This is a genomic window from Bradyrhizobium sp. CCGB20, from assembly GCF_024199855.1.
Classification (GTDB): domain Bacteria; phylum Pseudomonadota; class Alphaproteobacteria; order Rhizobiales; family Xanthobacteraceae; genus Bradyrhizobium.
Genome location: NZ_JANADN010000001.1, coordinates 9,061,992 through 9,079,546 on the forward strand (window position 1 = coordinate 9,061,992; position 17,555 = coordinate 9,079,546).

Genomic DNA, 17,555 nt, shown 5'->3' on the forward strand with positions numbered 1-17,555 from the left:
CATGTCTCGCAGGTTGATCATTCAACGTTTGCGATCATGTGACGCGCGACATGCGGCTTCTTGCGCGGAGAAGCTGGGAAAAACGAGGAATCGTAGGGTGGGCAAAGGCGCCTTGCGCCGTGCCCACCACGTCTCGCCGCTTAAGGAAGATGGTGGGCACGCTTCGCTTTGCCCACCCTACGAGAGCGACGCTAGCTCGCCTCCGCGAGCCGCACAGTCTCGCTACTGCGATAGATCGCAAGGTCGCGCGAGCCGACGAAGATCGCCCGCGGCTTCAATCCGTAGAAGCGGCGGATCGAGTGGCTGAAATGCGTGGAGTCGGGATAGCCGATGTCCTGCGCGAGATGGGCGAGGTTGAGGTCCTGGTTGGCGAAGTGCAGCAAATGCCGCGCACGCTTCCAGGCGCGGAAGGAGCGGAAGGAAATGCCGGTCTCTTCCTTGAACAGATGCAGGAAGCGCGAGGCCGAGAGACCCGCCTCCGCCGCGCATGTATCCGCCGTCACCGGCTCGCCGGAGAAGCGCTCGATGCGGGCGACCGCGCGCGTCACGCGCGGGTCGAGGACGCGGCGCGGCAGCGCCTCGCCAAAACACATCTCGTCGAATTCGGCGGTGGTGATGTCGCCATAGCGGCGCTGGCGCAGCAGAGCGTAGGCAGCGAGGATTTTGCGGGCATAGACTGCGCGGTCCGGTCCCATCAGCCGCTCGGCCAACGCCTCGATCACGCCGTCCGACATGCTCTCAGGTTCAAGCGTGACGCTGATTGCAGTGCGGTAGTCGCTGGCGATGGAATGCCGCTGGTTCGGCAGTGTCACGAACAGCTCGCCGGTGGCGAATACGTCGTCGATCGTCAGATGCAGGCTGCCCTTCACCGCCACATAGACGTGGCAGCAGCCCGGGGTTCGCTTGCGGGGCCGTCCGAGCAAACCGGCATAGAATACCCGTTCCGGCGTGATCAGCATCAGATGGTCGGATTCGCGACCCTTATCTTCCATTGGCGGTCCTCCTCGCGCGGCTCTTTGGCCGCTGCGGACGGAGGTCACCTTAGCGGAAATTTGGGCGCTGTCACGGCGCGATAGCGCTGTCACGAGGCGCAAAACGTTGGCATCCCAGGACGAAGGTGGCTCGCCCGGAACCGTCGTGAGACTGTAGTCCCAATCAGTGAAAGCTTACGCCCTCACACGCGGTGCAACATTCTGCTCGACGCCAGCCTTCTGCTCCGCAGCGACCGCGCGCCTGAAACCGTCGCGCTGCTGCAAGCGCGCCCAATAGGCTGCGACATTTGGCCCAAAGTCCTTCGCGAGCCCGATGCTGTCGGCAAGGCGGAGCGCGTAACCAATGACAATGTCAGCGGCGGTGAAGCGGCCCGCGCACAATGTTTCGGCATTGGCCGTCGCTGCCTCGACGGCGCGCAGTCGCCCCAAGAACCATTTTGCATAATCGGTGGCGACCTGCGGATTGCGGCGCTCCTCCGGCTCGAGCTGGGTGTAGCGGAGCACCAGCGTTTGCGGAAAGGTTAACGTGGCGTCGCTGAAATACATCCAGTTCAGGAACGCGCCATAGGCGGGATCTTCCGGCCCGACCATCAGCGGCGTCGGCCCGTGCTTGATGCCGAGATAGTGGCAGATGCCCGAGGACTCGGTCATCTTCGTCTCGCCGTCGACCATGAAGGGAATCGTGCCCAGCGGATTGATGCCGAGATAGTCCTTGGCGAAGACCCGCGGCGGGAACGGCAGCATCTTCAACTCGTAGGGGAGCCCCATCTCCTCCAGCATCCAGAGCGGTCGAAACGAACGTGCGCCGTCGCAGTGATAAAGCGTAATCATCAGGCATTTCCCTTGCTGCCGGGCAGCGTGCCCATCATCTTGCACAGGACCGTCAGCATGACCTCGTCGGCGCCGCCACCGATCGAGGTCAGGCGGCTGTCGCGATAGGCACGGCTGACCGGCGTCTCGTTGGTAAAGCCCATTCCGCCCCAATATTGCAAGCAGGCGTCGGTCAGCTCACGACCGAGCCGGCCGGCCTTCAGCTTGGCCATGGTTGCAAGCCGCGTCACGTCCTCGCCGGCGACCAGCTGCTCGGCGGCGCGATAGATCAGCGCGCGCAACAGCTCGACCTCGGTCTGCATCTCCGCAAGCTTGAAGTGCACCACCTGATTGTCGAGGATCGACTTTCCGAAGGCCTTACGGTTGCGGGTGTATTCGATGGTTTGATCGATGATGTATTCGTGCGCCTTGAGGCAGGCGGCCGCACCCCAGAGCCGCTCCTCCTGGAACTGGATCATCTGGTAGGTAAAGCCCTTGCCCTCCTCGCCGATCCGGTTGCGCTTGGGCACGCGGACATTGTCGAAGAATATCTGTGCGGTGTCCGACGAGCGCATCCCCATCTTGTCGAGTTTTCGCGCCACCGTGACGCCGTTGCTCTTCATGGGCACGCAGATCAGCGACTTGTTGCGGTGAACCGGCCCATCGCCGGTGTTGGCGAGCAGGCAGATCCAGTCGGCCTGGGTGCCGTTGGTGATCCACATCTTGCCGCCATTGATGACGTAGTCGTCGCCGTCCGAGCGCGCGTTGGTCTTGATCGAGGCGACATCGGAGCCCGCACCGGGCTCGGAGACGCCGATGCAGGCGACGTAATCGCCCGAAATCGAGGGCGCCAGAAACTCACGCCGCACCTCGTCAGAGCCGAACCGGGCCAGCGCCGGCGTCGCCATGTCGGTCTGGACCCCGATCGCCATCGGCACGCCGCCGCAGGTGATCGCGCCCAGCTCCTCCGCCATCATCAGCGCGTAGGAGTAGTCGAGGCCCGAGCCGCCGAACTCGACCGGCTTGTTGAGCCCGAGAAAGCCGAGGCTGCCCATCTTCTTGAACAGCTCATGCGCCGGGAAGATGTCGGCCTTTTCCCATTCGTCGACATGGGGATTGATCTCGCCCGCGATGAATTTTTGCAGGGATCGGCGGATGTCGTCGTGGTCGGCGGTGAAGAGCATTATTTCCCCTTCGTCATTCCGGGGCGCGCAAAGCGCGAACCCGGAATCCAGAGATGAGTCCTACAAGATCGAGATTCCGGGTTCGACGCTTCGCGTCGCCCCGGAATGACGGTGAAAGTCACAATCCCATCTGCCGGCTGGCCAGATCCTTCATGATCTCCTCGGTGCCGCCGCCGATGGCGTTGACCTTGACCTCGCGATAAATGCGCTCGGCCTTGATGCCGCGCATGAAGCCGGCGCCGCCGAAGATCTGCACGGCCTCCGAGGCGCAGAAGGCCATAGTCTGCGTCGCCTGGTTCTTCATCATGCAGATTTCGGCGACCGGGCTCTCACCCTGCTCCAGCCGCCAGGCCAGCATCTCCAGCATCGCCTGCGAGGCCGCGACCTTCTGGGCCATGTCGACGATCTTGTGGCGGATCACCTGGTGCTGGGCGAGCGGCTTGCCGAAGGTCTTGCGCTCCCTGGCGTAGGCGATCGCCTCGTCGAGGCAGACCCGCGCGAACGCGGTGCAGCCCGCCGCCATGCCCATGCGCTCGCTGTTGAAGTTCCGCATGATGATCTTGAAGCCCTGGCCTTCCTCGCCGATCAGGTTTTCGGCCGGCACCCGACACTCGTCGAAATGCAGCGTCGCGGTGTCGGACGCCCACCAACCCATCTTCTTCAGCTTCGTCCGCGACAGGCCGGGCGTATCGCCCTCGATCAGGAGCAGGCTGACGCCGCCAGCGCCCTCGCCGCCCGTGCGCACCGCAACGGTCAGATAATCGGCGCGCACGCCGGAGGTGATGAAGGTCTTCTCGCCGCTCACGACGTAGTGATCGCCATCGCGCCGCGCCTTGGTGCGGAGGTTCGCGACATCCGAGCCGCCACCCGGCTCGGTGATCGCCAGCGCGGAGATCTTCTCGCCCGCCAGCACCTGCGGCAGCACCCGCGCCCTGACCTCCGGGCGCGCCGCCCGCGCGATCGGCGGCGAGCCGATGGTGTGGCTCATCAGGCTGGCGCTGACACCGCCGGCGCCGGCCCGCGCCAACTCCTGGCTCGCGACGATCTTCATGAACTGGTCGGCGGCGATCCCGCCATATTCCTCGGGGAAACCGAGCCCCAACAAGCCAATCTCGGCCGCCTTGCGATAGAGCAGACGGGGAAATTCGCCAGCCTCGTCCCATTCATGGGCAAAAGGCGCGATCTCCTTGTCGACGAAGCGGCGCATCACCTCGCGGAAGGCGTCATGCTCGGCGGTATAGAATGGGCTCTTCATCGCACTCTCGCCTTGTTGGCGGATTCGTCCTCTCCACCATGGCCGGAACATCTGCGGTTCACTTGCGCAGAGTGGCTGACGGGGGATCCGGTCCACGGCAGGCCATGACCTAGCAACTCAACGCAAGACGATTTTCACCCCTCGCAGGCCAACTCCGGAGCAAAAAAAGACGTGGCGCACAAACTCCGGCTGGCCCCAGGGCCACGCCGGGCATGGTGCACCCGATAGGGACGAGAGGCGACACAAGACCGCCGAGGGAGGAATTTTTGGCCGTTCGTTATTACGACTGGATCGTCCATCACGGCCGCCGCACGCCTGATAAGGTCGCGGTGATCGACCTCGCGAGCGAGCGCCGCTTCACCTATGGGCACCTCGATGCCCGCGTCGCGCGCCTCGCCGGATTCCTCCGCGACACGCTGAAAGTCTCGCGCGGCGACCGCGTCGCGGTGCTGGCGCTGAACACCACCGATACGCTGGAGGTGCAATTCGCTTGCGGGCGGCTGGGCGCCATCTTCGTGCCGCTGAACACCCGCCTCACCGTTCCCGAGCTCCAGTTCATCACCAGCGACTGCGCGCCGAAGGTGATGATCCACGACACCGATCTCGCCGAGACCGCGCTGAGCGTCGCAAAGCTCTGCAACATCGCGACCAGCCTGCTGCTCGGGCCCGGCGGCGCCTATGAGGCCGGCATTGCGGCAGCCAAGCCGCTCGACCGCGCCGAAGAGGTCACGCTCGATGACGTCTCGACCATCATGTACACGTCGGGCACCACGGGTCATCCGAAGGGCGCCACCATCACCCATGGCATGACCTTCTGGAATTGCGTCAATCTCGGCGGCCCCGCCTGCATCGGACCGTCCTCGGTGCTGCTCACCGTGCTGCCGCTGTTCCACACCGGCGGTCTCAATTGCTACACCAATCCGGTGCTGCATGCCGGCGGCACCGTGATGATCATGCGCGCCTTCGATCCCGGCACGGCGCTCGGCCTGATCAACGATCCCGCGCAGGGCATCAACGTGTTCTTCGGCGTGCCCGCGATCTACCAGTTCATGGCCCAGCACCCGGCCTTCGCGACGACCGATCTCGGGCGGCTGATCGTCGGCGGTGTCGGCGGCGCACCGATGCCGGTGCCGCTGCTGAAAGTGTGGGAGGCGCGCGGCGTCGCGCTGCAGCAGGGCTACGGCATGACCGAGACCTCGCCGGCCGTGCTGGTGCTCGACCGCGAGGATGCGGCGCGCAAGGCGGGCTCGGCCGGCAAGCCGGTGCTGCACACGGAAGTCCGCATCGTGCGCCCCGATGGCAGCGACGCCGATATCGGCGAACTCGGCGAGCTCTGGGTCAAGGGGCCGAACATCACGCCGGGCTACTGGAACAGGCCGGAGGCAAACAAGAATTCCTTCACCGACGGCTGGCTACACACCGGCGATGCGACCCGCGTCGACGAGGAGGGCTTCTACTACATCGTCGACCGCTGGAAGGACATGTACATCTCGGGCGGCGAGAACGTCTATCCGGCCGAGGTCGAGAACGTCCTGCACCAGCTCAACGCCATCGCGGAAGCCGCCGTGATCGGCATTCCCGATCCGCAATGGGGCGAAGTGGGGCTCGCCATCGTCGCGGCCAAGCCCGGACAGCGACTGACCGAGGCGGATGTCTTTGCGCACTGCGCGGCGAACCTGGCGCGCTTCAAATGCCCTCGCCAGATCCGCTTTGTCGATGCCTTGCCGCGCAACGCCACCGGCAAGATCCACAAGCCGACCTTGCGCAAGGAATTCTCGGTGGCCTCTGAAGTCGACAAGAAAGTCGCCAACGCCTGATCAAAGCGCCCCTCTCGCGGGCGCTTTTGTTTTTCGACGTGCCTGCCCAAAACCAAGAGAACCCCAAGGAATTTTCATGAACAAGAAGCTCTCCCTGCTTGCCGCAGCAACGGCGCTGACACTGCTTGCGACCCCATCCGCGTATGCGCAGAAGGCGTACGACACCGGCGTCACCGACACCGAGATCAAGATCGGCAATGTCGAGGCCTATTCGGGTCCCGCTTCCGCCTACGGCATCATCGGCAAGACCGAGGAAGCCTATTTCAAGATGATCAACGACCAGGGCGGCATCAACGGCCGCAAGATCAACTGGATTTCGTATGACGACGGCTACTCGCCGCCGAAGACGGTGGAGCAGGTCCGCAAGCTGATCGAGAGCGACGAGGTCTTCCTGGTGTTCAACGCGCTGGGCACACCGACCCAGACCGCCGTGCAGAAATATCACAACGCCAAGAAGGTGCCGCAGCTCTTCCTCGCCACCGGCGCCAGCAAGTGGAACGACCCGAAGAACTTTCCCTGGACCATGGGCTTCCAGCCCAGCTACCGGGTCGAGGCACAGATCTTCGCGAAGTATATTCTGAAGGAGAAGCCGGACGCGAAGGTTGCGATCTTCTATGCCAACGACGACTTCGGCAAGGACTACCTCGCCGGCATCAAGGACGTGTTCGGTGACAAGGCAGCGAAGCTGATCGTGGCCGAAGAGAGCTACGAGACGTCGGAGCCGTCGATCGATGCCCATATCGTCAAGCTCAAGGGCACCGGCGCCGATGTCTTCGTGAACATCGCGACCCCGAAGTTCGCCGCGCAGGCCATCAAGAAGATCGCGGAGCTGGAGTGGAAGCCGATGCACCTGATGACCGACGTGTCGGTGTCCATCGGCGCGGTGATGAAGCCGGCCGGCCTCGAGGCCTCCGAAGGCGTGCTGTCGGCGGGCTATCTGAAGGATGCGTCGGACCCGCAGTGGAAGGACGACGAAGGCATGAAGAAGTTCATGACCTTCATCGACAAATACATGCCCGGCGCCAACATTTCGGACGCCAATCTGGTGTACGCCTATGCCGCGGCGCAGACGATGGTGCAGGTGCTGAAGCAGTCGGGTGACAACCTGACCCGCGAGAACGTGATGAAGCAGGCCGCCAGCCTGAAGGACTTCGTCCCCGACACGCTGATCCCGGGGATCAAGATCAACACCTCTTCCACCGACTTCGCACCGATCGAGCAGCTCAAGATGTGGCGGTTCAAGAAGGGCCAGTGGGAGCTGTTCGGCGACATCATCAGCGCCGAAACGGGCGGCTAGCCCTGCATCATGGCGGCGGGCGATGGCGCGTCGTTCGCGCCCTCGTCCGCCCCGATGCTGATCCCTGCCACCGGCAGACCAAGCCGACGCTCGTCACCTTGCGCCGCAAAGCGCGAGCATGTCCATGCCAGTATCGCCGTGCCGGATGACGGCTGATCGAATTGCAGGACGAAGGCGTCGGCGTCGATGGCGATCGCTGCATCGGAGAGGCGTACGCCGTCGAGATAGAACCGCACCCCGATTCGATCCAGGGGCCCGCGAATCTCCGGCGATGCAATGCGGATCACGTTGCGCCCGTTCGGCACCCTGATCCGCAACGCGGCTTCCGGCTCACTCCAGCGAAAGCTGCGGTGCTGCCAGACTTCGGGCGCGTGGAAGCCCGCCTGCGCCACCACCCGATCTCCGAGGCGCGGCAGTTTCGCGCCGGCGGCCTCGCCGCTGCCGTGAATGCAATCGAGGCGCTGAAAGCGGATCAGCGAGGCGATGTAGCGCTTCAGCCAACGCGCAATGCCGTCGCGGGAGCCGACCATCGTGAGCATGGTCAACACACAACGCGCATAGGCTCCAGAGATGCGAGCTGAAGTGCATGCAGAGCGGCCGCCCGTCAGCGCGATCGGCCCCCAGCGCCAGAGACCCTCCAGGCTCTCGCGATTCACGTGCGCGGATCGCATCCGTGCGACCAGGGCGCTGCGCGCGAGCGCCACGTTGAAATCGCCGCGGCTGCTCCATTCGATCGGAATGTCGAGCAGCTCGCTGCCGGGATCGTCGCGCGCTTCGCGGAGATAGCGGATCTCACCTTGCACGAAATCGAGCGTGAATTTCTTCAGCTCGCCGATTTCGCCGATATAGTAGTGATGGAAGCGCGCCTCCTCGAGATAGCCGATCGTATGGCCCCTCGCGTGATACGCGGCGGCGAGCACCCATTCGGCGAAATGACCGAACTCCTCGCGCAGGCCGCCGCATTCCCGATAGACGTCGCGCCGCGTCACGAAGCACTGGTCCAGCACCTTGCGCCAGGGATGCTGCTTCATGCCGAACTCGATATCGGCCTGGTACATTGCGGCCTCCGCCACCGACAGCCGGTTATGGCAGATCGGCACCGACCGGCAGGAGAACCCAGCCCAGTCGGGATGAGCGTCGATCGCGCGGATGCAGGCATCGATCACGTCGGGCTCGGGCCAGCAATGCGACTCCGTGAAGAAGAGGTATTTGCCGCGGGCCTTGGCCGCGCCGAAGGCGCAGAGCCCGATGTCGTGATCCGAGTTAGTGAATTCGAGACGCGCACTGTCGCCGGCGAGGGCGCTCAGCTTGTCGTGCGCCGTGAAGTCGGGCGGCACAACCAGGATGAGTTCGTAAAGAGATGCGTCCGCTGTCTGCGATGTCCAGCCGAGCCACGACAGCTCCCACTGCCCGCGATGAAACTCGAGCGGGATGATGACGGAGAAAAGCGGGGATTCACCACCGTATGACGCGGGCACGTCCTGCATGCCTCCTTATAGACGCATGCGACGCCATTTTCGGACTTTTCTCACAGACTATACCGACAGAAACAATGCGAACGATTCTTCCACCGTGCGGCGCAGATGCTTTGCATACAACGCGTGGTTGGGATCGTCGGGACCGACCCGTCCCAGCGACGGCTTCGGGACATTGCGGAGCGGCACATAGGCGATCGGCGCCGCGATCGGCGTCAGTTGCGAGCCGGGGCCGGCGCGGAGCGTCGAGATGATGCCGTACATCTCGCCGGCAACCGTCGGCCGCGACACCGTGATCACGCGATGCTGGCCGTGCTTGATGATGACGAGGTAGATGAAGCCGGACTGATGCGGCACCGCCACCTCGCCGGTGTGCTCATAGGCGGCATCGGTCCGCTCGCCTTCACGGAACACCAGTGAAGACACCTTCGGCTCCCAGACGATCTCGGTGCGATAGGCGAAGATCGCATCCTTGTCGCCGAAGGATGGCCGCAGCGTGATGTAGACGTCCTCGAGCCAGGTCACCGCGCGATGCGCATAGGAGCCGAGGCTGTCGGGCGCGACATCGTTTGCGGCCGGGGGCGCCACCACGATGGCGCTTTTGCGCAAGGATACGCCGAGGGCCTGCTCCAGCCGCACGGTCGTTGCCAGCGTGAACGGCCGCCGGCCGCCGAGCACCTTCTCCAGCGTGGACAGGCTGAGCTTGGCCTGCTCGGCCAGCGCCTGCCGGGAAATCCGTCGCCTGGCGAGCTCCTCGCGGATGGTCTCCGCGATCTCGCGGCTCTGCTCGTCCGAAAGCTGTCTATCGGTGATTTTATCCTGCATCTGCATCTCAACCCTGCCTTGCGAGGGCCAGTCTAGCAGGGCGGACAAACCAGCACAAAACCGCACTTGGCCGTTCCGGCCGCGGCTGCCGGGGCCGGCTGCGGCGGAACATTGCCGATCATTCTGCTCGCGAATTCAGGCCCTCCCGACGGATGCTCCGAGCCAGCAACCATCCTTCGGGAGCAGGCGAAATGGATACCTACGACACGGCCGACAGTGACGAACACCCCATGCTGGGGCGGCTGATCACGATCGGATTGTTTCTTCTGGTGCAGGGCATCGCGGTGATGCTGGTCGCCTTCGTGGCCCTGCTGGTGAGTTTTGAGCCGGGATGGTCGGCGACGGCGGAGCAGGCCAGCCTGCTCCAGCCCGGCGATGCCAGATCCGGCACCCTTCTGCTGAAGGAGGACGGCGCTTATGCCGAAGCGATCCGCCTCGGCATCGATGTCGACATCACGGTATCCGGCCCGACGCTGCGCGCCCGCGTCACCCAGATCTTCCGCAACCCGACCAAGGACTGGGTCGAGGCGACCTACGTCTATCCGCTTCCCACCGGCGGCGCCGTCGATACGCTGAAGATGGTGGTCGGCGACCGCGTCATCGTCGGCGACATCAAGGAGCGGCAGCAAGCCCGCGTGATCTACGAGCAGGCGCGCCGTGCCGGACAGAAGGCCGCGCTCACCGAACAGGAGCGGCCGAACATCTTCACCAACTCGGTCGCCAATATCGGCCCAGGCGAAACCGTGCTGGTGCAGATCGAATACCAGGAGCCGGTGCATCAATCCGGCAATGAATATTCGCTGCGCCTGCCGCTCGTGGTCGGACCGCGCTACAATCCGGCGCCGATCGTGCAGAGCGTCGACTTCCGCAACGACGGCTCGGGCTGGGGCGCGACGAATTCGGAGCCGGTGCCTGACCGGGACCGCATCTCGCCACCGGTGCTGGACCCCGCGAAGAACGCGCCGGTCAATCCGACCAGCATCACGGTACGTTTGAAAGCCGGCTTCGCGCTCGGCGAGGTCAAGAGCCATCACCACAACGTCAAGGTCGAGAGCCCTGACAATGCGACGCGGATCGTCACGCTCGCTGAAGGCACTGTACCTGCCGACCGCGATTTTGAACTGACCTGGAAGCCCGCCGCGGAGAAGGCGCCGTCGGTCGGCCTGTTCCGTGAGCGTGTCGGCGATGCCGATTATCTGCTTGCCTTCGTCACCCCGCCCAGCGCCGAGCAGGCGACGCAAAAGCCGCTGCCGCGCGAGGTCGTGTTCGTGATCGACAATTCCGGCTCGATGGGCGGCACGTCGATCGTGCAGGCCAAAGCCAGCCTGCTTTACGCCCTCGGCCGCCTTCAGCCGAACGACCGCTTCAACGTGATCCGGTTCGACGACACCATGGATGTGTTGTTCCCGACCGCCGTACAGGCTGATGCAGCGCATGTCAGGGACGCAACCTCGTTCGTCGACGCGTTGCAGGCGCGCGGTGGCACCGAGATGGTGCCGGCGATGCGGGCGGCGCTGACCGACAAGCTCGGCGACACCGGCATGGTCCGCCAGGTGGTATTCCTGACCGACGGTGCGATCGGCAACGAGCAGCAATTGTTCGAAACGATCACGGCGATGCGGGGGCGCTCGCGCATCTTCATGGTCGGCATCGGATCCGCGCCCAACACCTATCTGATGACACGCGCCGCCGAGCTTGGCCGCGGTGCCTTCACCCATATCGGCTCCGTCGAGCAGGTCGAGGAGCGCATGCGCGGCCTGTTCGCCAAGCTGGAGAACCCGGCAGTGACGGGTCTCAGTGCGAAATTCTCTGACGCGAAGGCCGACGTCACGCCCGCGGTCATTCCCGACGTCTATCGCGACGAGCCGCTGGTACTGGCGGCAAAGCTCTACAAGCCCGCGGGTTCGCTCGAGATCAAGGGACGCGTCGGCGACCGCCCGTGGTCGGTGACGCTGCCGCTGCAAAACGCCGCCGAAGGCAAGGGCCTGTCAAAACTCTGGGCCCAGCGCAAGATCGGCGATGCCGAAGTCGCCCGCACCCTGCGCGAGATGACGCCCGAGGCATCCGACAAAGCGATCCTGGCACTGGCGCTCGACCATCAGATCGTCACGCGGCTGACCAGCCTCGTCGCGGTCGACAAGACGCCGAGCCGCCCCGAGGGCGAGCCGCTCAAGCTCAGCGAGCTGCCGCTCAACCTGCCGGCCGGCTGGGATTTCGCGAAAGTCTTTGGCGAACGGCCGCAGGTGCCGGCGCAACTCCGCGAACGTCATGCCGACGCGCGCAACCAGCCGGCAGTGCGACGGCCGACACCTGCCGCCCCCGATGCCGTTCGCCTGCCCAAGACTGCAACCTCGGCCGAGCTGAAGATGATCGCTGGCTTCGTCCTGATCGTGCTCGCCCTGATCCTGTTCGTGTTCAACCGGCGTCAGCCCTTGCTCACTGACGCTGCTTGAGAGAGGAGCCCCCCGAACTCCTCTGTTAGCGCGCGCGGTCGCCCGTCCCACACCAACGGCCGCGCGCGCCTTTTTCTTCTTCCGTCATTGCGAGCGCAGCGAAGCAATCCAGACTGCCTCCGGGGAAAGACTCTGGATTGCCTCGCTTCGCTCGCCAATGACGATTGTGGATACAATGCCCCGCTTCATCTCTCCCCTGGCGCTCGCGCTGATCGGCACCATCCTGTTCGGCGACGGCGCGTACATCCACGCCAAGGCATGGCTCGCACAGGTGCTGCTGGAGCGCGCGTTCGACAGGAGCGTTGCGACCGGCGCGGTCATCAAGCCATGGTCATGGGCGGACACCTGGCCGGTCGCACGAATCGAGGTGAAGCGGATCGGCGCCAGCGCCATCGTGCTGGAAGGCACCAGCGGTCAGGCACTTGCCTTCGGACCCGGCCATATCCACCAAACGGTTGATGCCGGCGAGCGCGGCATTGCGGTATATGCTGCACATCGCGACACACATTTCCGCTTCTTGCGGAATGTTGCCATTGGTGACGTAATCGATGTCACACGCAGTGACGGCAAACACTTCCGCTATCGCGCGGATTCTTCCGCGGTCGTTCGGTTCGATGCATCGGGCATCGATCCCGCAACGCAGGACTTCGAGCTCGTGCTCGCGACCTGCTGGCCGTTCGACGCCGTTACCTCGGGCCCCGAACGCTACACCCTGCATGCCACCTTGATCAAAACCGATGAATAGCGGTTCGCAATCGGCCCGTTCGGGACCGGTTGAAGCCTCGCAGATGGCACCTGCCACGCCCGGCAATCGCGTTTGATGGGGCCACTGAACTGGCGTCCTCGCCCGTCGCCCTGTAAGAAAGGCCGATTGATTTGACGCTGCAATTTTCAGGACAAACGGTAATGGCCGACGAGTTCAGGCAGCGTCTCGAACAGCTCGAGAACCGCATCGCACTCCTGGAAAGGAACCAGGATCTCATTGCCGCCGGGCAAAGACGGTCCTCGCTTCGGAGCCTCTGGCGACGCCCGCCGATGTGGACCTTCGAGCAATATCCGCCGCGCCTGCTCAACCTGACCGCTTTCCCGCCTGCGCCTGCGATCCCGGCGCGTGCGCCGCGGATCGCGATGGTCACGCCAAGCTACAACCATGCGCAATATCTCGGCGCCGCGATCGAGAGCATCGTGAGCCAGAACTATCCGAGCCTGTATTATCATGTGCAGGACGGCGCCTCGATCGACGGCACGATCGATCTCCTGAAGACCCTTGGCGACGGCATCAGCTGGAAGAGCGAGCCGGACAAGGGGCAGTCGAACGCGATCAATCTCGGCTTCGCCGGTGCCGATTGCGAGATCATGGCTTATCTCAACAGCGATGACATGCTGCTGCCCGGAACGCTCGCCTATGTCGCCAACTACTTCATGTCGCACCCCGATGTCGACGTCGTTTACGGCCATCGCGTCTTTGTCGATCGCGAGGGGCTCGAGGTCGGCCGCGCCGTGCTGCCACCCCATGACGGCAAGGCGCTGCAATATGCCGATTACATTCCGCAGGAGACGATGTTCTGGCGCAAGCGCGTGTGGGACCGGATCGGGCCGATCGACGAGAACTTCCACTACGCGATGGACTGGGACTTCATCCTGCGGGCGCAGGCTGCGGAATTCAAGCTCGTGCGGCTGCCGCGATTTCTCGCCTGCTTCCGAATCCACGATGCACAGAAGACGGCTTCGACCTACGCAGTCGGCGTCAGGGAGATGGGCATCCTGCGGCGCCGCTGTCTCGGCTTCGACCCGACGCAGATGCAGATCAGGCGCGCCATCGCTCCCTATCTCGCAAAGCAATTGGCCTATCACTACGCCTACAAGCTGAGCCTGCTGCGCTACTGAACAAGCGGAGATCAGCGAAGTACTTAGAGCGCGCGTCGTCCATTGCGAGAATGAACGTCACGACGTCGTAGCACTTCACATCGCCGTTCGCACTTTCGCCAAAAGTCTGGTGATGCTAGCCTTGTCGCAAGGCCACTTCATTCCGCCACGCGGCATGGAGCCAGTCACGATCAGTCCCGCCAGAAGCCGGCGCATGACAGCGCGCTGCAACAAAAACAATAAGTGAGGAAGCGCCATGGAAGCCCAGGTGTCTGCTGCGTCCGTTTCTCCGCGCCCATGGTCTCCAGCCCCCGACGCCAGCGACATCGTCAAAGGCATTCACGCCATGCTGCACCCGCACAACATCGTGCTGGTGGGCGCGACTGACAAGCCCGGCAACTATGCCGAACGCATCTGGAACAATCTGGTCAAGTACGGCTACGAGGGCGGGCTCTATCCGGTCAACGCCAAGCGCGAGACCATCTGGGGCGTCCCCTGCTTCAAGGATTTTGCCAGCCTTCCGGAAAAGCCTGATCATGTGCTGGTGCTGGTGCCCGCGCGCTTCGCCGTCCAGGTGATCCGCGACGCCGCTGCCGCCGGCGCGCGCTCGGCCACCATCGTCACCTCCGGCTTCAGCGAGTTGCAGGATGATGAGAGCCAGAAGCTCGCCGCCGAATTACAAGCCGCGATACGCGAGACGGGCCTTGCCGTCACCGGCCCCAACTGCCTCGGCAACTTAAGCGCCGGCGAAAAGCTCTTCACCAATATCGACGACCGCATCGTCACCATGGAACAGGGTGCGGTGGCGATCGCCGGGCAATCCGGCGCCATCGTCATGGCGATCCGCCAGGCGCTGGAGGATCGCGGTGTCGGGGTCGGTTACATGGTGACGACCGGCAACGAAGCCGGGCTCGAGACGCCGGACCTGATGCGCTATTTCGCCGAGGATCCGAGCATCAAAGTGATCGTGGTCTATCTCGAAGGCGTGCGCAACACCAAGGCCTTTCGCGATGCGTGCAAGGCGGCACGCGCCGCGAGCAAGCCGGTGATCGCACTCAAGCTCGGCGCATCCGAAGGCGGCCGCGCGGCGGCGATGGCGCATACCGGTGCACTCGCAGGCTCGATCGAGACGTTCGACGCCATTGCGACGCGCGAAGGCGTGATCCGGGTCGGCGGGCTCGACGAGCTGATCGAGACCACCGAATGCTTCGTTCACTCTGCCGTGCCCAAGGGCGACCGGCTCGCCGCGGTCACGCTGTCCGGCGGCAAGCGCGGCATGCTGCTCGATGCTCTCTATGCCGAAGGCCTGAACTTTGCACCGCTGAGCCCGCATGTCGGCTCGGAGCTCGCAAAGATGCTCGGGCCGGGCTCGATCGTCGGCAATCCGCTCGACGCCGGCTTTGCCGCCGTGGTCGACCCCTCCGTCTACATGAAGTCGATCAAGCTGATGATCGACGACCCCGATATCGACATCGTCATCGTCGATGCCGAGCTGCCCAAGACACCGCACGAATTGCGCGAGCGCAATCTGCGCATCGTCAACGAGATGGCGAGCCAGGCCTCGAAGCCCGTGATCTACATCAGCGCAATGTCGATCGGCTTCACCGAATTCACCAAGGGCTTGCGCAAATCGCTGCCGCATCTCGCGGTCATGCAGGGCATGGACCGCGCGGTGACCGCGATCAAGTCGCTGCTCGACTATGCGAAGCTGCGCAAGGAAGTGCCCGACATCGTCTCGAGCTCAAAGCCTGCCGCGCGCGCGGTGCTGGAGAAGGCGCTGAAATCGGCAAGCGGCGCCGCGCTCGACGAGGTCGCCTCGAAGAAGCTGCTGAAGGCCTACGGCATCCCGATCTCCAAGGAGGCAATCGCGCAGACGGCCGCCGAGGCCGTGAAGATCGCCAAGCAGATCGGCTTTCCGGTCGTGGCCAAGGTCGTCAGCGCCGAGATCCTGCACAAATCCGACATCGGCGGCGTGGTGCTGAACCTCGCCAGCGCGGCGGAGGTGAAGAAGGCATTCACCGACATCACCGCGCGGGTGAGCAAGCTGAAGGGGAAGCCGAAGCTCGACGGCATCCTGATCGCGCAGCAGGTCAAGGCCGATCTCGAGCTCGTGGTCGGCGCCTCGCTCGATGCCGAGATGGGACCGGTCGTGCTGTTCGGCACCGGCGGCATCGACATCGAGCTGATGAAGGACGTCGCGCTCGCCGGCGCGCCGCTGGACGAGGCCGAGGCGCGGCTCCTGATCGGCCGCACCAAGGCCGGCATCAAGATGCGCGGCTATCGCGGCAAACCGTCCCTGCACGAGGCCTCCGCGGTGAAAGCGCTGGTCGGCCTGTCCAATTTGATCGCGGATGCCGGCGACCGGATCGCCTCGATCGACGTCAACCCGTTCCTGATCAACACCAGAACAGGCGTCGCCGTCGACGCCCTGATCGTGCTGAACAATGCCGCGGCAAAACGCGCGGCCGGACATTGATGTCGCGTAGGGCGGATTAGCGCAGCGTAATCCGCCCTCTTGCATCCAGAAAGCAGTGGCGGGTTACGCTTCGCTAACCCGCCCTACTTAACACTGCGGCCTGCTTCCAACTTTTCCGCTTTGGCCGTAGACTCAGCCACATGGCACGCGCGAGCAACCTTGTCATCGGAACGGCGACGCTGGCGGTCATCGCCGTGGCGTTCGGCGGCGTGCTCGGCGTGCAGAAATGGCGCACCGCCCAGAGCCGGAGCCAGTTGCGCGTGGTGTTCGAGGGCGGCTCCGCCAGCGGACTGCGCCGCGGCGGGCCGGTCAATTTCGACGGTGTTCCCGCCGGCCAGATCCTGTCGATCAAGCTGGACAATCCGCGCAAGATCGTCGCGCTGGTGATGCTCGACAACAGCGCGCCGATCCGCAAGGACACGGTCGCGGGCATCGAGTTCCAGGGCCTCACCGGCGTCGCCGCGATCTCGCTGATCGGCGGCGCGCCCTCCGCGCCGCCGGTGCCGCTGGACACGGACGGCGTCCCCGTGCTGACCGCCGATCTCAGCGACGCCGAGTCCATCGTCGACACCCTGCACAGTGTCGACCGCACGATCGTGAGCAACGCCCCCGCGATCAAGGACGGCCTGCGCACGTTCGAGAACTACACCGCCGATCTCAGAAGCAAGGGCGGCGAAATCGACTCCGTCATGGCCAAGGTCGACACCGCCTTCGCAGGCTTCGACAAGGCGGTCACGAAGATCGAAGGCGTGGTGCCCGGCTTCGCCGACGGCAAAGCTGACGAGCTGTTCGAGAAGATCAAGGGACTGCACGAGCTCGCCGATACCATGAAGAAGAAATCGGCTGCTTACGTCGAGGACATCCGCCGCTCGCTGCTCGACGTCAGCGAGGCCGCCAACAAGATGAGCGGAACGCCCTCGCCCGCCGCCGCCCCGCGCCCGCCGCGCAAACCGCCGCAGAAGAAGCAGTAACTGTTTTTTCTTATCCTCCCCTGGAGGGGGAGGATCGGATCGCATGAAGCAAAGCGAAATGCGATCCGAGGTGGGGTGAAGGCGCTTCGCAGCATACAGTGCCCGAGTGGAGAGATCACCCCACCCCGCTCGCG

13 protein-coding genes are annotated in these 17,555 nt (G+C 64.2%); 7 read left to right on the forward strand and 6 right to left on the reverse strand.

Annotated elements, in window-relative coordinates:
* Positions 1-191 precede the first annotated feature (191 nt).
* The 4 genes from NLM15_RS42710 to NLM15_RS42725 form a co-directional block, all read right to left on the reverse strand.
* The gene (locus NLM15_RS42710) at positions 192-992 is read right to left on the reverse strand and encodes a helix-turn-helix domain-containing protein (RefSeq protein WP_254123981.1); all 801 of its coding nucleotides are present in this window, start codon (positions 990-992) and stop codon (positions 192-194) included.
* A gap of 174 nt (positions 993-1,166) precedes the next feature.
* On the reverse strand, positions 1,167-1,823 hold the full coding sequence (locus NLM15_RS42715; protein ID WP_254123982.1) for a glutathione S-transferase family protein: 657 nt from the start codon (positions 1,821-1,823) through the stop codon (positions 1,167-1,169).
* Complete coding sequence (locus NLM15_RS42720; RefSeq protein WP_254123983.1) at positions 1,823-2,986, reverse strand: acyl-CoA dehydrogenase family protein; 1,164 nt, start codon at positions 2,984-2,986, stop codon at positions 1,823-1,825. The genes NLM15_RS42715 and NLM15_RS42720 overlap by 1 nt, the downstream gene beginning before the upstream one ends.
* A gap of 118 nt (positions 2,987-3,104) precedes the next feature.
* Positions 3,105-4,241: an acyl-CoA dehydrogenase family protein gene (locus NLM15_RS42725; RefSeq protein ID WP_254123984.1), complete on the reverse strand. Its 1,137-nt coding sequence runs from the start codon at positions 4,239-4,241 to the stop codon at positions 3,105-3,107.
* 266 nt (positions 4,242-4,507) lie between these two features.
* Here NLM15_RS42725 and NLM15_RS42730 point away from each other — a divergent pair, with 266 nt between their 5' ends.
* Both NLM15_RS42730 and NLM15_RS42735 read left to right on the forward strand, forming a co-directional pair.
* The gene (locus NLM15_RS42730) at positions 4,508-6,058 is read left to right on the forward strand and encodes a long-chain fatty acid--CoA ligase (RefSeq protein WP_254123985.1); all 1,551 of its coding nucleotides are present in this window, start codon (positions 4,508-4,510) and stop codon (positions 6,056-6,058) included.
* Between the two features lie 76 nt (positions 6,059-6,134).
* Positions 6,135-7,355, forward strand: coding sequence for an ABC transporter substrate-binding protein (locus NLM15_RS42735; RefSeq protein WP_254123986.1), 1,221 nt, complete (start codon positions 6,135-6,137; stop codon positions 7,353-7,355).
* Here NLM15_RS42735 and NLM15_RS42740 read toward each other — a convergent pair.
* Together NLM15_RS42740 and NLM15_RS42745 are read right to left on the reverse strand one after the other, a co-directional pair.
* A complete protein-coding gene (locus NLM15_RS42740) occupies positions 7,352-8,842 on the reverse strand; it encodes a glycosyltransferase family 2 protein (protein WP_254123987.1) in 1,491 nt (496 codons plus the stop codon). The two genes, NLM15_RS42735 and NLM15_RS42740, sit on opposite strands and share 4 nt — an antisense overlap.
* A gap of 48 nt (positions 8,843-8,890) precedes the next feature.
* The gene (locus NLM15_RS42745) at positions 8,891-9,661 is read right to left on the reverse strand and encodes a helix-turn-helix transcriptional regulator (RefSeq protein WP_254123988.1); all 771 of its coding nucleotides are present in this window, start codon (positions 9,659-9,661) and stop codon (positions 8,891-8,893) included.
* A 185-nt stretch (positions 9,662-9,846) separates the two neighbouring features.
* Between NLM15_RS42745 and NLM15_RS42750 the strand changes: the two genes are divergently transcribed.
* The 5 genes from NLM15_RS42750 to NLM15_RS42770 all read left to right on the forward strand — a co-directional run bounded on the left by NLM15_RS42750 (position 9,847) and on the right by NLM15_RS42770 (position 17,421).
* The gene (locus NLM15_RS42750) at positions 9,847-12,108 is read left to right on the forward strand and encodes a marine proteobacterial sortase target protein (protein ID WP_254123989.1); all 2,262 of its coding nucleotides are present in this window, start codon (positions 9,847-9,849) and stop codon (positions 12,106-12,108) included.
* 175 nt (positions 12,109-12,283) lie between these two features.
* A complete protein-coding gene (locus NLM15_RS42755; protein WP_254123990.1) occupies positions 12,284-12,853 on the forward strand; it encodes a class GN sortase in 570 nt (189 codons plus the stop codon).
* 161 nt (positions 12,854-13,014) lie between these two features.
* The gene (locus NLM15_RS42760) at positions 13,015-13,995 is read left to right on the forward strand and encodes a glycosyltransferase family 2 protein (protein WP_254123991.1); all 981 of its coding nucleotides are present in this window, start codon (positions 13,015-13,017) and stop codon (positions 13,993-13,995) included.
* A 235-nt stretch (positions 13,996-14,230) separates the two neighbouring features.
* Entirely contained in the window at positions 14,231-16,450 is a 2,220-nt protein-coding gene (locus NLM15_RS42765; protein WP_254123992.1) for an acetate--CoA ligase family protein, read from the forward strand.
* 140 nt (positions 16,451-16,590) lie between these two features.
* Positions 16,591-17,421, forward strand: a complete 831-nt coding sequence (locus NLM15_RS42770; RefSeq protein ID WP_254123993.1) for an MlaD family protein — start codon at positions 16,591-16,593, stop codon at positions 17,419-17,421.
* Positions 17,422-17,555 lie beyond the last annotated feature (134 nt).

Bases quoted from the DNA above. Each gene is read 5' to 3' on its own strand.
- NLM15_RS42710 (WP_254123981.1), bottom strand. From the start codon at position 992: ATGGAAGATAAGGGTCGCGAATCCGACCATCTGATGCTGATCACGCCG.
- NLM15_RS42715 (WP_254123982.1), bottom strand. From the start codon at position 1,823: ATGATTACGCTTTATCACTGCGACGGCGCACGTTCGTTTCGACCGCTC.
- NLM15_RS42720 (WP_254123983.1), bottom strand. From the start codon at position 2,986: ATGCTCTTCACCGCCGACCACGACGACATCCGCCGATCCCTGCAAAAA.
- NLM15_RS42725 (WP_254123984.1), bottom strand. From the start codon at position 4,241: ATGAAGAGCCCATTCTATACCGCCGAGCATGACGCCTTCCGCGAGGTG.
- NLM15_RS42735 (WP_254123986.1), top strand. From the start codon at position 6,135: ATGAACAAGAAGCTCTCCCTGCTTGCCGCAGCAACGGCGCTGACACTG.
- NLM15_RS42740 (WP_254123987.1), bottom strand. From the start codon at position 8,842: ATGCAGGACGTGCCCGCGTCATACGGTGGTGAATCCCCGCTTTTCTCC.
- NLM15_RS42745 (WP_254123988.1), bottom strand. From the start codon at position 9,661: ATGCAGATGCAGGATAAAATCACCGATAGACAGCTTTCGGACGAGCAG.
- NLM15_RS42750 (WP_254123989.1), top strand. From the start codon at position 9,847: ATGGATACCTACGACACGGCCGACAGTGACGAACACCCCATGCTGGGG.
- NLM15_RS42755 (WP_254123990.1), top strand. From the start codon at position 12,284: ATGCCCCGCTTCATCTCTCCCCTGGCGCTCGCGCTGATCGGCACCATC.
- NLM15_RS42760 (WP_254123991.1), top strand. From the start codon at position 13,015: ATGGCCGACGAGTTCAGGCAGCGTCTCGAACAGCTCGAGAACCGCATC.
- NLM15_RS42765 (WP_254123992.1), top strand. From the start codon at position 14,231: ATGGAAGCCCAGGTGTCTGCTGCGTCCGTTTCTCCGCGCCCATGGTCT.
- NLM15_RS42770 (WP_254123993.1), top strand. From the start codon at position 16,591: ATGGCACGCGCGAGCAACCTTGTCATCGGAACGGCGACGCTGGCGGTC.